Genomic DNA, 15,108 nt, shown 5'->3' on the forward strand with positions numbered 1-15,108 from the left:
CCTTAGAACTCTTCTATAATCTTATCTTCAATATCAGGTACATCACCACCACCGACTAAGTTAGACATCTGTGCATCTTTATCAACCCCAGCACTGTCTAAGTAGCTTTCGGCATCTATTCGAATCGCCTTGGCCACTAAAGCTGCTTCCTCTTCTGGGATCCTCGCCTCATATACGCCTGGCGCCCTTTCAATTGTCTCCATACTAAGCGACTTTGCCGTCTCACTCTCCATATGATCTAGCCACTCATTCACTGTGGCGTACTCGCCTTTTTTATCAAGCGATTTTGCATAATCTTTTTCAACATCAGTAAGGTATCTGTGCTCAGTGCCTTTACTTTGATCATCAAATACAAAATATGTTATCGCATCGGCTTCATTATAATTACCAAAGTCTTTGCTAATAGGAACTTTAGACCGTTTTTCATTTGCATACTTAGCTCTTTCCATAAAACAAGAGTGGGGAATAAAGTGCTCCCGCTGGTAGCCTTTCTTTATTATCCCTTGTAATTTTTTATAAGGACCAACGACTACTTCATGCTTTTCATAAAAAATTAAACAAAACACCCGCTCTAATTTAGCAAGCAAAGCTGTGTTACTAGATTTATTTTTTTAGGTTAATGATTTATTTTTTATGACTGCGTTACTTCTTTTCATCTACTAAATAAGCCACTTTCATCTATAAACCTAAATTATACGCATAAAAATAACTGCATTGGTGCAGTTATGATTTATTAATGAATAGTTTAAGTCTATGCCAGTAGCTTTTCGCAGTTACTGATATTCGTTCGCCCTTTTCTGTTTAAGCTTTCACAGTAATTTCCTTGTGAGCTGAGTCGCCCACTTCGACGTGAAATACGCGCGTAAATTGTGTGGTGAATTTTAACCAGTTTCTGGGGGAATATTGACTCTTTCGAGCAAGAGTAATTATGGTTCGCGGTATTGTTTGACTGTTTGATTAAAAAAGGTAAGTTCTGCTTTACTTAGCTTTTAGCCTTATATGTATTTTTGCGAGAGTAACGTGCCTTTACAGAGTTTATGCCAGCGAATGACAATCGCTTTGTCATTTAATCGATTCGCTTTTTATCATCTACATAAGCACTAAATGGGTGTGGTTACTCATTACTGCATAAACACACGCATCAATAGAAAATATCTTAGCTAACTCAAGCAGTTTGTCTTCAACCCACCCTCTGCGATGCGCGTAAGATTGACCCATAAAATGGTCTTCGCCACATAAAAATGCACGCCGAACACAACGTGATATACAGTGGTAATATTTTGTATCAGCCAAACTTACTTGACGCTTTCTTGCCATTGCCATTGCCATAAGACACCCTACTTGTTTATTGCACTGACAAAAACCTAGTGCTTAGTTAGCCAAACTGCAAAAATTAGGATGGGAGTCTTGTTTATTTGCAATAAAAGGGATCCCTTCACTAAAAGACAAAATGTAGGTGTCCCTCGTAGGTAAGAAAATACCTGACTTATCTTTGTGGAGTAATTTAACTTGCTCAAACTTCAATGACTGCAATTGCCCTGTTTTGTCATCAACTTTTATAGGCTTAGTTACTTTTATATTTAAACATTCTGACGCGAAAGCGATATGACTTATCGCAAGTAATAAAACACAAATTAAAGCTTGTGTAAGCGAGATAAGCCTTTGTGATTTATTTAGCGTGGTTTGTACAGCTATTATATCAGTTGAGCTGTTAAAGCCGCCTAATCCAACCGATTTTCCTATTCTTATTAATGACATCTAAAAATCCATTTTTAACGTTATCTCTTTTAGATGCGATTAGTCATCGGTAAGTGAACATCAATCATTTAAGATGAGTATTTATATTATTTAAATTTTTATAAATAAAATATGAAAAAACTAAAATATTTTAACTTAGTTTTGAAATTTCAATAAATATCCATTTATAAAACCCTAAATCATCTTCCTTAGAGTTTTGATAAGGCATAACAGCAAAATCATAATTAAGGACAAATATTAACTCTTCTATACTGTACTTGCTTTCCAGTTTATTTTTATAGGCTTGCTTGACCTCTTCCCATAAGCGCATTGCATTATCGGAGTACTTATCTTGCCAGTGCTCTTTCAACAATGCAGAGTTATTATGTTTTAAAGTAAATGCAGAAACATCTGCTCTCGTTAACGTATCTACATCTGGAAGCACCAATAACGTTTTTGCCCAATATCTAGGATAACTTTCAGGCAAACCTTCCCATGTTTCTATTGCTAAAATTTCATCCGAACTGGGATACTTATCTTTATCAGGATCTAATGAATTTAAATAAGCAAAATCTTCATCATATTTAAAATCAATTGAGAAGTCGCCATCGGATGTTATTTCAAAACGTGCTTTATTCCAAGGCACATCATCTTCATCCTTTTGCATAATCATATAAAGAGCATAAAAGGCCTTATTACACATTGAATTCTTATAAACACCATTAATGACATCTAAATCAAAATCAAAAGTCTGTTGAGCATAAGTGTATTTAGAGCCAATCGATATTGACACATTTAATCTGTATAAATTCACCTCTAAGTATGCTTTGTCCCATTTTTCAGGTAAGTGTTCAAACATACTCTGCCCAATATGGTTATATATTTCATCTATATCATCAAACAAATCAATTCCTTAATTATCAAAGTGTTGGGGGTTTTGCATTACCCCGTCTAAGGTGGTGGTTACACGTAATGACTTTGGTTTAGTGGCATCACCATCGTATTCTATCAATATTTCCACTTGAACGTCTTTCCCATCTTTACCGTCTCCCAAATGCTCTGCCCACTTTCTTTCCATTTGTCGCCATTCGCCATGGCGGTTTTGATCTTTTAGTTGAGGTACTAAGTTTATTTTTTCTGCTGGGCCTTGAAATAGGGTACCAATTAAATGCCCGCCATCATAGTTAGGGTCATCACCGCCGTAGCTACTCTGTTTCGCACTGCGATGTTTTTTATCCCTTGTTTTTCGATCTTTAATAGCTGACTTTACAAGCTTTCCTTTGACTCTTATTGTACGTCCTTGTTCATCTGTTTCATAAGTATAAGTTGCAGGTTGACCATCATGGATAGAAGTAACTTCGTATATAGTATTAGGTTCCGGATTTTCAAGTTCTTTCGCCCAACTACCTCTTCCTCTTGGCTTATCTGATGCACTTCCAGCCAAAATTTTTACAATTGGCTTATCTACCTTTTCACTCTCAGCTTTTGGCTTTTTAAAGTTGAGTTTTTTAGATTTTTCTGGCTCTTTTGGTTTTTCTGGTTGATTATTTGTGACTACAATATAACCCCCAGATTTTTTACCTAAAACAGAGCCGTTAAATCTAAAATCAGATAACACTTTTGCATTAGGATTTTTATCCAACAACTCACCTACCGTTGCTTGTTTTAGTTCCACATCATCATCAAAATACCCCTGCTTCTTCCTTAGCTTTGTTAGTTCGTCGAGATTTGGTTCCGAAGCTGCAAATAAAGCTTGATAATAATCAGGTTTCAAGCCGTATTCCATTGCCTTTGAAACGTCAAAAAACGGTGATTCATGCGGTGTCATCGGCGTACTTTCTAGAGGACTTTCGAATCTGACTAATTTAGTATCACGTGATATATGTTCAACTATTTTACCAGACGCGCCAATTACAGGAACTAGATTATCCGTTGGAGAGCTTTCCTTACAACTCAACCCAAACGGGTCCACCCAATTCACCGGATTCGGCGCATATTGGTAATGGTTTATCCCACCCACTAACCCTATCGGATCTTGGTTTATAAAGCGTTGCTGTTTGGGGCTGTAGTAGCGATAACGGTTGTAATGTAAGCCGCTCTCTTCATCTAAATATTGCCCTTGAAAACGTATTGGCTGAGAGAAGCTATGCTCTTTATTAGTGTCAGGCTCGGCTTCTGGTTCTTCATAACCATACACATCGGCTTGGTTTTCCCATACGACTTCTGCTTTGTTGTTGGTTACAAAGCGTGGGGTGTTAAGCTGGTCTAGGTGGTAGTAGTACACTTCACCTTGTTTAATAAGCGCTACTGGGTGAAATTGATTCGGCAGGTTGATATACCAGGTATATTCACCGTGTTGGCATTCGCCGATTAACTGGTCGTTATCCCAAATGTAGTCAATTTTACCGTGCTCGGTGTGCTTAGCAATACGACGACCGAGTGGGTCGTAGTCGTATTGGGTGAGCGTGCCGTTGTTGTTAAAACAGCTTAACTGGTTAAACGCGTTGTATTCACGGCGGGTTTTTATGCCTTTGCCGGTTTCACGTATTTGGTTACCAAACTCGTCGTAGTAAAAGTCGCTGTCGCCAAAGTGTGTTAGGCGGTCGGCGTCGGTGGCACTGTTTATTGTGGTGTTGTTAATGCCTTTATTGTTTATTACGGAGTCAGCATTGCTACTATTTTTACTACTACTTTCATTACTGTTTGGTGCTAACTCATTGTATTCGGTATGGGTGGCGTGTGTTAAATCAATAGAAGAACTGGCTGTATGCTTATTACTGGCTGCATCATGTTCTATACCCTGCTCGCCTGTATCTCTAAGGTCTGCATCGCTTGTGTTTAATTGAACAGTCTGACTTTGCGAGTTACCAAAGCTATCCCACTGGTAGTGTGTGGTTATATCAGCACGTGAGCCTGCCAATGTTTGTTGTATTAACTGGCCGAGGCTGTTGTATTAAAAATGCCTACAAGGATTGCGTGTTGCTCAGTTACATGACCAAAGGTGTCACGCTCTTTTTTACATAGCGTTGGTGGCTTTGCATTACTGAGTCTAATTGGTTATTTGGGAGTAATAGTAAAAACCACTTTATTTATAAGAAGCAACAAAAGCTGTAAATTTTTGACCCAATTAAAAGAGTGAAGTATAGTACCTAAAATATTGCGGGATGTAATATCAATTTACCAACATTATTAATGGATTAAAGAATGAAGCTACCTCTAATTTTATCAACCCTTTTTATATCTACCCATGCTTTTTCTGCAACAGAAACTTCTAAAATTTATTATAGTTTCGACTCCGAACGTGAAGCAACTCTATTCGTTGTTCCGAGTAAAAAACAAGATACCTACTACTTAAATTACCAAGGATTTGAGCATCACTTTGATGGAGAAACCTTACTATATAAAAAATCTAAAAACGATATCGGCAAAGGCTATCATTTTAAGCTAGTAGGTATGCCCAATGTTAATTTTAGAAATGACGGTGACCAAACAATAATTTCTGGTACGGTGGTATCGTATTCAAATGTGTATTTAGACGACGATACCGTTACTAAAGTTATTTACCAAGGTACAACAGACAGAGCTAAAGATAGAAGAATTATTGAGCAATACAAAAAAAGGCAATTCGAAACATTTAGTAAAATTGAAGCCAAAAAAATGTATAAAAAACATTTGGAATCACTCGTATTAAACTGTAATTCTTCAATTGACGTCGATATTGATTGGAACCTTTTTGAAAAGATGAAAATCAAAACGGCCCCATCTAAGCTTTCAGCTTATTTACAATCTTTAGAGGCTATTTGTGCAATAGATGAAGACTACGCTGAGGCCGTTAAAAATATAAAAACAATCAAAGTAATGCCCTCAGATACACCTGAAACACATAGTGCAAAATTATCTAGTAGCAAGCTAACTATTCGTTTAGGAAATAAAGTAGAAAATTTACCCGAAACCAGTCATAAACTTATTTATGATATTTTTTAATCACTAAAAGGAAGAAGTAATGAAACAAAAAATTTTAGCTGGACTTATAATTGCTGTATTTAGTACATCTGCTTATGCTTCAATTAAAGATAAAAAAGCGATGCGCGCTGCAGATGCCAGTATTGCAGAAGAAACTGCAAAGGTTAAAGCTTCATGTGGAAATGCTAAGTTAGATGTAAATGTTAACTGGGATGACTACAAAAAAATGATTGCAGCTAACGAAACTAAGCTAACAGATGATCGATACAAAAGTGAATGGGTCATTACGCACTCTGGCCAACGTACCGTTTCTGTTTTAGAAGCAATATCACAAATTTGTAAAGATGACGTTGATTATAAAGAAGAACTTGCGCTTTTAACTAAAATTGAAGTTTCTGCAAAACAGGATTTTAAAGACTCAAGCAGTGACTTTACATTAAATGATACTGTTTTAAAGGTTGAGTCTGGCCATAAGATGACAAGAAGTGCTTCTGATTTTGCGAAAAAAATTAAAGCTTTATATTAAAGGTTTAATTTCCTATTTTTAAGCCAGCTTAAGCTGGCTTTTTTGTGTTTATAACATGCTGCCTTAGCCTGAAAGTTTTACTTGTATATTTAAATTTAAACTACGGTTGATTATGTTGGTTTAAGCATTATATCTAAGTTTTCGCTTCTTAATTTATACAAAGGATTACCATGTCTAGCTATAACGAATCTCCAGAGCAAATAGAACAAGCCACTAAAGGCTATGTGATGCAGCAAACTATGTTGCGTATTAAAGATCCCAAACCGTCGCTCGAATTTTATCAAAATGTATTAGGTATGAAGCTGTTAGGTAAGTATGACTTTCCTGAAATGAAGTTTACATTGTACTTTTTAGGGTACGAGCCAGAGCAGCCGCAAGGTGATGATAAAACCAAAGCTAAATGGGTATTTGGTCGCCCTGCGCTAATTGAGCTTACCCATAACTGGGGCACAGAAGACGACGATAGCTTTGAGGGCTACCACAGCGGTAACCAAGAGCCTAAAGGCTTTGGCCATATTGGTATTAGCGTACCCGATGTATACGCCGCCAGTGAGCGCTTTGCAAAATACGATGTAGAATTTGTTAAAAAGCCAGATGATGGCTCAATGAAAGGCTTAGCATTTATAAAAGACCCTGACGGCTACTGGATAGAAATACTCTCACCTGAGGGAATTACCGATATTATTTTTGGTAAATAATCTGAACGCTTGATAAACCGTTTACCACATACTAAAAAGCCAGCTAATTAGCTGGCTTTTGTGTTTTTAAATAAGGGTTAGCTTATTTACGCAGGGCGTCTATTCGCGCATCAAGCGGTGGGTGAGATGAAAACAGTTCAGCCATCCCTTTACCACTTGCTATACCAAAGGCCATCATTGAGCCTTGTAATTGCGATGGGTGGTTTTGCTTTAATCGCTCAAGAGCTGAGCGCATTTTGTCTGCACCTACTAATTTAGCTGCGCCACTGTCGGCTGCAAATTCACGCTTACGGCTGTAACTTGCTACCACTATGCTTGCAAGCACACCAAATACAACTTGGAATAACATATCGAATAAAAAGTAAGACCAGCTACTACCGCCCTCTTCTTCATCGCCATTTAAAAAGTTATCAACTATGCCTGCCAGTACTTTTGCGGCAAATATTACAAAGGTATTTACCACGCCTTGTATTAGCGTAAGCGTTACCATGTCGCCATTAGCAACGTGCGATACTTCGTGGGCAAGTACGGCCTCGGCTTGGTCTTGATTCATGTTATGTAATAAACCAGTGCTGACCGCCACCAGCGAGTTGTTTTTACTTGGGCCGGTTGCAAAGGCGTTCATTTCTGGGCTGTCGTAAATTGCTACTTCAGGCATTTTTATACCTGCTTTTTGAGCTTGTGCTGATACAGTTTGTACAAGCCAGTGCTCGGTTTCGTTGCGTGGTTGAGTAATTACCTGTGCGCCCGTTGATTTTTTAGCAATCCACTTAGACATAAATAACGAAATAAACGAGCCACCAAAGCCGAATACAGAGGCTATAAGTAATATTCCGCCAAGGCTACGATGGCTTAAACCCAGCGCGCTCATTATTATTGAAAGCACTACACCTAATACCAACATAACCGCTAGGTTAGTTAATAAAAACAAAAATATACGTTTCATATTGTCCTCACAAAAATAGGTTTGATCACCGAACATAAAATAAAATTAGGTTAAAGCAATCATTACGCCATGACACACTATGTCATGGCGTTGGGGCTATTCTGTGACAAACTATGTCATAACGCAAGGGTTATTTGCAGGTTTATTAATAAATTTTTTGGGGAGTTTAAAAAGGGAGTTTAGTGTGGCGTAACGCAGTTATTAAACCTCGTTACGCCAATAAAAACAATTAGTTGCTGGTTATGCCGCTACTTGTAATGCAATTATTAATTGTTGCCATATCTGTAGGAAAGCCGCGCTCTTTTGCAAGTAATTGTGCAACCTTGGTTATATCTGCATGGTTGTGTTGTTGAAGATACGTCCACTGGTGATGAGTACGATGCTCATTTATGTGCGCATCGTCGCTTATTAGGCCAAGTTTAGTAAATTCAGCCACTATTTCATCGGCAGCGATTAAGGTAGATGACGCTTTTACGTTTTCGGCTCGTGCGTAGCTAATATGCGAATATAAGCTAACATCTGCAACGCGCAAGGTATCGTCTTCTCCTGGGATTTGCTGGCCACCAAACAAGGCATTATTTTGCGTGTTGGCGTTTTTAAATGCCGGAACAAACTCGGCTACATAATCAATGGCTTTTTGGCTACGTGCTTTTAGTACCTGCTGATCCCACCCATTGTTTATGTAATTTAAGTATTTAGCTGGCAATTGCGGCTGTGCACTTTGCTCGTTGGTATCGGCTAGGCCATCGTTAAACAAGGTAATTGAGTTGGTCATACCATGAATTTGATAATAGCCATTAGGATAAGGCGTTAGCTGTGCCATGCCCTCTGGCGTGCCACGGTTACCATAAATAATAATTTCTGGAATTTGCCCGCCAGCACCTTGCCAATGCGTAATGTAAGAGGCTTTAAATTCGACCATACGTTTGGCCTCTACGCCTACCATGTCATCTACAATACCGGTTTGAAAGCCACAGGCATTAATTAGGTAGTCTACCTCTACTGTTTGCGTAGAGTCGCTTTGGTTATTTTGGTATTCAATTTTCCAAGTTGGCGATTGGTTATTGGCACTGGTTTGCTCAGCTTGGCTAACTTGCTTTACCTCTGTGCTGGTAAGTACATTAGCGTGTTCGTACTGGGCAAGCGCAAGTTGGGCGCTGGCCGATAACCTAAAAATATTCCATCCGTATTCTTGAGCAACAATTAGCGGGTATTTTACTTTGTTTAAGTTTAGGTGCTTAGCAACGGGGATCATCCACTCATCTAGCGTTTTAGGCTCTGCAACCTGCTCTTCTTTACTCAGCGCTATCATTTGTTCATGGCTATACAGCTGGTAGTAATTGTCGGGCTCGCCAAGTACTTTGTTATTAGGATCTTGCTCAACTAACTCTTTATACGCGTTGGTGATTTTATTTAATCGTGGTAGTAAATCATCGGGTGAATCGTCATCGCGCGTAGGCACTGCAAACACGGTTGGGCGTACGTCTATGGTGTAGGGGTATAGCCGTAAAATATCAATACATTGTTTGAGTAAATCTATGCAGTCTTCGTCTGGTATTTCACGGTATAAATTACCACCGGCGTGTAAATGGCACATAGGTGGGCCATCTATAAGTGACTTTTTTTTCTCAAAAATAGTGGTATGAATCCCTAGCGCTGCCAATCGAATAGCTATTGTTGCCCCTGCTGTGCCGCCACCTAAAATGCCCACACGGGTCTTAGGCTGAGCACTTGGCTTTACCTCGGGTTCACCCGTTACCTGTGTGTTTTGAGCGAAGCGTTTAATATATGGGTGCGTCATGTAGCGGTTTATTTCCTTAGTAACAATAGCTTTAACTTGTAATATGTGTACTAAAGGGGGTAATTTCAAGCCGTAAATGCAATTAATAAGCTCATGTATTTAATATAAAAACTGCTTTGCATTTAAAAACGCAAAGCAGCCACAATTAGCTCTGTATATTGAGGGTATTAAGTAAGGTTTTGTATATTTGCAGTTTAGGGGTTTGCTCGCTGTATGGGCTTATAGCCAAAATAGGAAATGGCAAGCGTGCTTTTAACGAATCAAGGTTAGCTTGGTATTCGTCCATATTTGGGTCTACTTGGTTGGCAATCCAGCCCACACAATTAATGCCTAAACTTTGCATATGGGCAGCGGTAAGTAAAGCATGGTTTAAACAGCCTAGTTTCATGCCTACTACTAAAATTACGGGTAGTTGCTCGGCCTTAACCCAGTCGTATAAATAATCGGTGTTATTAATTGGTAGTGCCCAGCCACCAGCGCCTTCGGTTAGGTGGTAATCGGCACCTTGTTGTTTGAGTGTTGAGTACGCTGCGCTTAGTTTATCGAGCGTAATGTTAACCCCTACTTGCTCTGCGGCTATGTGCGGCGCAATGGGCGGCGCAAAGGCAAAGGGGTTTATTACATCGTATTTGGCACTGACCGTGGCGCTTTCCATTAGCATTAGTGCATCAGCATTTACTAGCTGATCAAACGCCATTTTGCAGCCTGCGGCAAGTGGCTTAAAGCCAATTGCGTTTTTTTTATGTTGGGCAAGTAGCTTTAATAGCAAACTAGTCACGTGGGTTTTTCCGGCGTCGGTGTCGGTACCGGTAATAAAAAATTCTTTCATTTTACTGCCTTGATTAATTTTAATATTAGCTACTCATGGCTTTTTTGTAATGATAACAATACCACATGGTAAGATACACACGCTTGATTGTTTAAAAGCGGATACGCATTGCATACCCGTTGTAGCGCCGACTTCGTTAATAACCCTTGGCGTGAATTAGCATGATTTTGCGTTGTAGCACCAATGGCTTTAATAGATTTAATGGCTTTTAACGGGCTTGAGTAACAATCGGTATAAATTACTTTTTGCGAGCTATTAATACTAAACCCTGCCTTTTGGACCGACTGGTTTATATAAGCGTGTGTATTAAAGGTATTTATATGGCTACGGTTATCAAGCGCTGCAAACGCTGTTTTAATTTCGTTAAGCGAACCCGCAACCACTGTGCTTATATAAGCCTGCCCGCCAGGCTTTAAGCTTTTATAAAGCGTATGCATTAATTTTTCAAAATTAGCCGACCACTGCACTGCAAAATTACTAAATATGGCGTCAATACTGTTGGCTTGTAGCGGCAGGTTATCCATATCGGCGCAAACTTTTGGGTTAGTTAATGCAGCGCTTTTAAGCATGTTTAAGCTTAAATCTATCGCAATCACTTGGCCGTATTGTTTGCTTAGCTGCGAGGTATTCACCAGTGGGCCAGCTCCTAAATCTACACAGCGCTTATTTTGGTTGTATGGCTGGGAGTTTATTAATTTAAATAAATCGCTTGCTGCCTGTTTTTGTACATTGGCATGGCTGTTGTATTGCTCAGCTGCTTTAGAAAACTTATCACTCGCTCCCTTTTTAAGCGCTGTATGGGGGCGTACTTGCTCAGCACTTTGTATAAGCGCACGCTTTTGTGGAGCCCCATTTATAGGTAAAAGCGCGGGCTTTTTATTTAAAGCTTGCTTACTGTGGGTATGAGCTAAAGCCTGCGCAATCATGCTATTGCGCCTTTTAAGTGCTCAACAAGTACTGTTATATCTGCATGGGTATGCGCCGCTGTTAAGGTTACACGTAACCGCGCGGTATTATGTGCAACCGTAGGTGGGCGAATAGCGGTTAGCCAAATACCCTGCTGTTTAAGCCTTTGTGCTGCGTGTAACGTTTGTTCGGCGCAGCCAAGTACAATGGGCTGAATAGCGGTGTTTGACTCCATTACTGCAATGGCGTGTTGTTTACAAAGCTGCTTAAAAAAAGCAATGTTACTACTAAGCTGCTGGCGTTTAACATCTGCACATTTAATGGCTTGCAGGCGCGTAAGCGTAAGTGCAGCCATAAGCGGCGACATAGCGGTTGAATACGTGTAGTCGCGGTTAAACTGCAGCATGTAATTAATAAATTCATTATTTGCTAATACACAGGCTCCGCTGCTTGCTACTGCTTTTCCAAAAGTAATAACCAGTATATCGGGAAGTACTAAGCCTTCATCTAACAAAGCCTCACAGCTACCTAAACCGGTTTTACCTAGTGCGCCAAAACCATGTGCATCGTCAATCATAAGCCAAGCATTGTGCTCTTTAGCTAAAGCAAGCAGCTCTTTTATGGGGGCGGTGTCGCCATCCATCGAAAACACCCCTTCGCTAATAATTAGCTTATTGTGTGCTTTTGATTTTTCGAGCCGCGAACGTAAATGCTTTAAATCGTTATGGTTAAAGCGGATCAATGCGGCATTTGAGTGCATTGCGCCGTCAATCAAGCTAGCGTGGTTTAGCTTATCTTGAAAAATAGCACTGTTTTGAGCAGTGCTTTTATCGTTAAACAGCGCTTTAATTACACTGCTATTTGCACTAAAGCCCGAGTTAAACAACATGCCAGCCTCGTAGCCAAGCGCGCTACATAAGTATTGCTCTAGCTGTTGTTGCTGCGCCTGATACCCAGTCACTAAGGGTGAGCTGTGGCTACCGAGTACGTTATTTTGCTCAAGGTTAATACTGCAATCACCAAAGCCTAGGTAGTCATTACTGGCAAAATTAAGGTACGTTGCGTTATTTACCGTAATGGTACGTGCTGTGGCGCGCTGCACCACATGGCGTTTACGCAATAACGCATGTTGCTGTTGTTGCTGCAAATGCGTATTTAAAAATTCAAATGGCATAAAGGGTAAGCTTAGGCTTCGTAAAATAAGGCTGACGTTGCTTTATCGGCCACTTGCGATGACAGCGATGCGGCAACGGCTTCGTCTGAGTAGTCTTGGTGTTTTTCTGGGTTCATGCCTAATTTTTTAATTAGCTTCATGTCGGCATCAGCCTCTGGGTTTTCGGTTGTGAGTAGCTTATCACCATAAAATATTGAGTTAGCGCCTGCAAAAAAGCACATTGATTGCATTTGCTCGTTCATGGCGCTGCGCCCTGCCGATAAACGCACATAGCTGTGTGGCATCATAATACGGGCAGTAGCTATGGTACGTATAAATTCAAAATGATCTAAATCGTCTACGTTTTCAAGCGGAGTGCCTTTTACTTTTACCAGCATATTAATGGGTACGCTTTCTGGTTGTTGCGGTAAATTTGCCAGCTGCATTAATAAACCGTAACGGTCGCTTGCTTGCTCGCCCATACCGACTATACCGCCTGAGCATACTTTCATGCCGGCATCACGCACGTGATCTATGGTGTTTAATCTGTCTTCAAAGGTACGCGTTGATATAATTTGCTCGTAATATTCAGGCGAAGTGTCAAGGTTATGATTGTAGTAATCAAGCCCTGCGCTACTTAGCTCATGTGCTTTTTCGTTGGTAAGTTTACCAAGTGTCATACAGGTTTCTAGGCCAAGTTCTTTTACTTCTTTTACCATTTTAGAAATATACGGCATGTCTCTGTCTTTTGGATCTGACCATGCTGCGCCCATACAAAAACGGGTTGCGCCTTTTTGCTTAGCTAGGCGTGCTTGCTCTACCACTTTTTCTACTTCTAGTAGGCGCTCGCGCTCTAAGTCGGTTTTATAATGCCCCGATTGTGGACAGTATTTACAATCCTCTGGGCAAGCCCCTGTTTTAATGGATAATAAAGTAGATATTTGTACTTCGTTAGGATTAAAATTAGCGCGATGAACCGATGCCGCCTTAAATAATAAATCGTTAAATGGCATTTCAAATAATGCCTTTACTTGTGCGTGGGTCCAATCGTGGCGAACAGGTGCAAGTTCCATAGTAGTCTCTTATTTTTCTCAGTGGTGATGTTGGATTAGTCTACGTCTTGAAGTACCATTGTCAACGAAACTCACCACGTTAAAGTTTACATATGAATAAAAAACAAACGATTGACCTTGATTTTGATCGTGACCATATTTGGCACCCTTACACATCAATGACACAGCCTATTCCGGTTTACCCTGTTACTCATGCAAATCATAATTTAATTTACCTAGAAACCGGCGAGCAACTCATTGATGGCATGGCCTCATGGTGGAGCGCAATTCATGGCTATAATCATCCGGTATTAAATAACGCCATGATTGAACAAATTAATAGTATGAGCCATGTAATGTTTGGCGGCATTACTCATAACAGCGCGGTAGAGCTGTGTAAAAGGCTTATTACAATTACCCCAAAAAGTTTAACTAAGGTGTTTTTAGCCGATAGCGGCTCGGTAAGTGTAGAAGTAGCGATTAAAATGGCGCTGCAATATTGGTTAAGCCAAGGGTTTACACACAAGCAAAAATTAATGACACCGTATAAGGGTTATCATGGCGATACATTTGCCGCTATGAGCGTGTGCGATCCGGTTAATTCTATGCACAGTTTGTATAAAGGTTTTTTACCAGAACATGTGTTTGTACCCGCCCCTGTAAGTAAATTTGATGGCAAGTTTAACCAAGCAGAAGCCCAAACGCTTGAACAATACTTTAAAACGCACCACCACGAGGTAGCCGCCTTTATTATTGAGCCCATAGTACAAAACGCCGGCGGCATGAACTTTTATCACCCCGCGTATTTAGCCTGCGTTCGTAAATTATGCACACAATATAATGTTTTACTAATTTGCGATGAAATAGCCACAGGGTTTGGCCGCACGGGTAAATTATTTGCTGTAGAGCACGCTAATATAGAGCCTGATATTTTATGTATTGGTAAAGCCCTTACCGGTGGCTCAATGACCCTTTCGGCTACACTAACAAGTGATAAAATAGCAACGGGTATTAGCGAAGGTGAAGCCGGCGTTTTGATGCACGGACCTACATTTATGGGCAACCCGCTTGCCTGTGCAGTTGCGTGCGCCAGTATAGATTTACTTTTAGCGCAGGATTGGCAACAACGCATTAGCGATATAAACACTCAACTACAACAGCTTAAAAAGTGCAATGAATTAGATGCGGTAGCCAATGTCCGTACCTTAGGCGCAATAGGTGTTGTAGAGCTAACTGATGCTGCTGGCAATGTAGATGTTGCTAAAATTCAAGCCTTTTTTGTAGAGCAAGGCGTATGGATTAGACCCTTTGGTAAACTTATTTACCTAATGCCCCCGTATATAAGTGACTCAGCCAGTATAAACACCTTATGTGATGCCATTTACACTGCAATTGCAGGTAAGCATTACTGCTAAGCGTTAAATTATACCTAAAAGGCATAGTCATTATTTGCCTGTTAGGTATTAATTTTGCTCAGGTTTTGAGCTTTGCATTGAC

Annotated in this window: 14 protein-coding genes and 1 pseudogene; 4 read left to right on the forward strand and 11 right to left on the reverse strand. The window is 40.0% G+C overall.

Annotation, left to right across the window (positions count from 1 at the left end):
- Positions 1–2: 2 nt before the first annotated feature.
- The 5 genes and pseudogenes from PSH50_RS00525 to PSH50_RS00545 form a co-directional block, all read right to left on the reverse strand.
- A complete protein-coding gene (locus PSH50_RS00525; RefSeq protein ID WP_273587302.1) occupies positions 3–449 on the reverse strand; it encodes a hypothetical protein in 447 nt (148 codons plus the stop codon).
- Positions 450–751: 302 nt separating this feature from the next.
- Positions 752–1,323, reverse strand: a pseudogene (locus PSH50_RS21190) (hypothetical protein).
- 48 nt (positions 1,324–1,371) lie between these two features.
- On the reverse strand, positions 1,372–1,758 hold the full coding sequence (locus tag PSH50_RS00535) for a hypothetical protein (protein WP_273587304.1): 387 nt from the start codon (positions 1,756–1,758) through the stop codon (positions 1,372–1,374).
- A 130-nt stretch (positions 1,759–1,888) separates the two neighbouring features.
- A complete protein-coding gene (locus PSH50_RS00540) occupies positions 1,889–2,641 on the reverse strand; it encodes an immunity protein YezG family protein (RefSeq protein ID WP_273587305.1) in 753 nt (250 codons plus the stop codon).
- A 9-nt stretch (positions 2,642–2,650) separates the two neighbouring features.
- The gene (locus PSH50_RS00545) at positions 2,651–4,657 is read right to left on the reverse strand and encodes a DNA/RNA non-specific endonuclease (RefSeq protein ID WP_273609214.1); all 2,007 of its coding nucleotides are present in this window, start codon (positions 4,655–4,657) and stop codon (positions 2,651–2,653) included.
- Between the two features lie 284 nt (positions 4,658–4,941).
- On the opposite strand from PSH50_RS00545, the gene PSH50_RS00550 reads away from it, so the two are divergent.
- The 3 genes from PSH50_RS00550 to gloA all read left to right on the forward strand — a co-directional run bounded on the left by PSH50_RS00550 (position 4,942) and on the right by gloA (position 6,924).
- Positions 4,942–5,721, forward strand: a complete 780-nt coding sequence (locus tag PSH50_RS00550) for a hypothetical protein (RefSeq protein ID WP_273587307.1) — start codon at positions 4,942–4,944, stop codon at positions 5,719–5,721.
- Between the two features lie 19 nt (positions 5,722–5,740).
- Positions 5,741–6,226 carry a hypothetical protein gene (locus PSH50_RS00555; RefSeq protein ID WP_273587308.1) on the forward strand — a complete coding sequence of 162 codons (486 nt, stop codon included), beginning with the start codon at positions 5,741–5,743 and terminating at the stop codon, positions 6,224–6,226.
- A 170-nt stretch (positions 6,227–6,396) separates the two neighbouring features.
- A complete protein-coding gene (gene gloA, locus PSH50_RS00560) occupies positions 6,397–6,924 on the forward strand; it encodes a lactoylglutathione lyase (RefSeq protein ID WP_024033580.1) in 528 nt (175 codons plus the stop codon).
- Positions 6,925–7,006: 82 nt separating this feature from the next.
- On the opposite strand, the gene htpX is transcribed toward gloA, so the two are convergent.
- From htpX to bioB, 6 genes are all read right to left on the reverse strand, one after another.
- Positions 7,007–7,870 carry a protease HtpX gene (htpX, locus tag PSH50_RS00565; RefSeq protein ID WP_024033579.1) on the reverse strand — a complete coding sequence of 288 codons (864 nt, stop codon included), beginning with the start codon at positions 7,868–7,870 and terminating at the stop codon, positions 7,007–7,009.
- A gap of 229 nt (positions 7,871–8,099) precedes the next feature.
- Positions 8,100–9,671 carry an FAD-dependent oxidoreductase gene (locus PSH50_RS00570; protein WP_273587310.1) on the reverse strand — a complete coding sequence of 524 codons (1,572 nt, stop codon included), beginning with the start codon at positions 9,669–9,671 and terminating at the stop codon, positions 8,100–8,102.
- A gap of 145 nt (positions 9,672–9,816) precedes the next feature.
- Positions 9,817–10,500, reverse strand: coding sequence for a dethiobiotin synthase (gene bioD / locus PSH50_RS00575; protein WP_273587311.1), 684 nt, complete (start codon positions 10,498–10,500; stop codon positions 9,817–9,819).
- Positions 10,501–10,529: 29 nt separating this feature from the next.
- Positions 10,530–11,426, reverse strand: a complete 897-nt coding sequence (locus tag PSH50_RS00580; RefSeq protein ID WP_273587312.1) for a methyltransferase domain-containing protein — start codon at positions 11,424–11,426, stop codon at positions 10,530–10,532.
- Positions 11,423–12,580 (reverse strand): 8-amino-7-oxononanoate synthase, encoded by a 1,158-nt coding sequence (locus tag PSH50_RS00585; protein ID WP_273587313.1) that lies wholly within the window; start codon positions 12,578–12,580, stop codon positions 11,423–11,425. The genes PSH50_RS00580 and PSH50_RS00585 overlap by 4 nt, the downstream gene beginning before the upstream one ends.
- Positions 12,581–12,591: 11 nt before the next feature.
- Positions 12,592–13,632 (reverse strand): biotin synthase BioB, encoded by a 1,041-nt coding sequence (gene bioB / locus PSH50_RS00590; protein ID WP_004586639.1) that lies wholly within the window; start codon positions 13,630–13,632, stop codon positions 12,592–12,594.
- Positions 13,633–13,724: 92 nt separating this feature from the next.
- Here bioB and bioA point away from each other — a divergent pair, with 92 nt between their 5' ends.
- On the forward strand, positions 13,725–15,026 hold the full coding sequence (gene bioA, locus PSH50_RS00595) for an adenosylmethionine--8-amino-7-oxononanoate transaminase (RefSeq protein ID WP_273587314.1): 1,302 nt from the start codon (positions 13,725–13,727) through the stop codon (positions 15,024–15,026).
- Positions 15,027–15,108: the final 82 nt, after the last annotated feature.

The organism is Pseudoalteromonas sp. Angola-7, from assembly GCF_028599255.1.
GTDB classification, from domain to species: Bacteria; Pseudomonadota; Gammaproteobacteria; order Enterobacterales; family Alteromonadaceae; genus Pseudoalteromonas; species Pseudoalteromonas atlantica.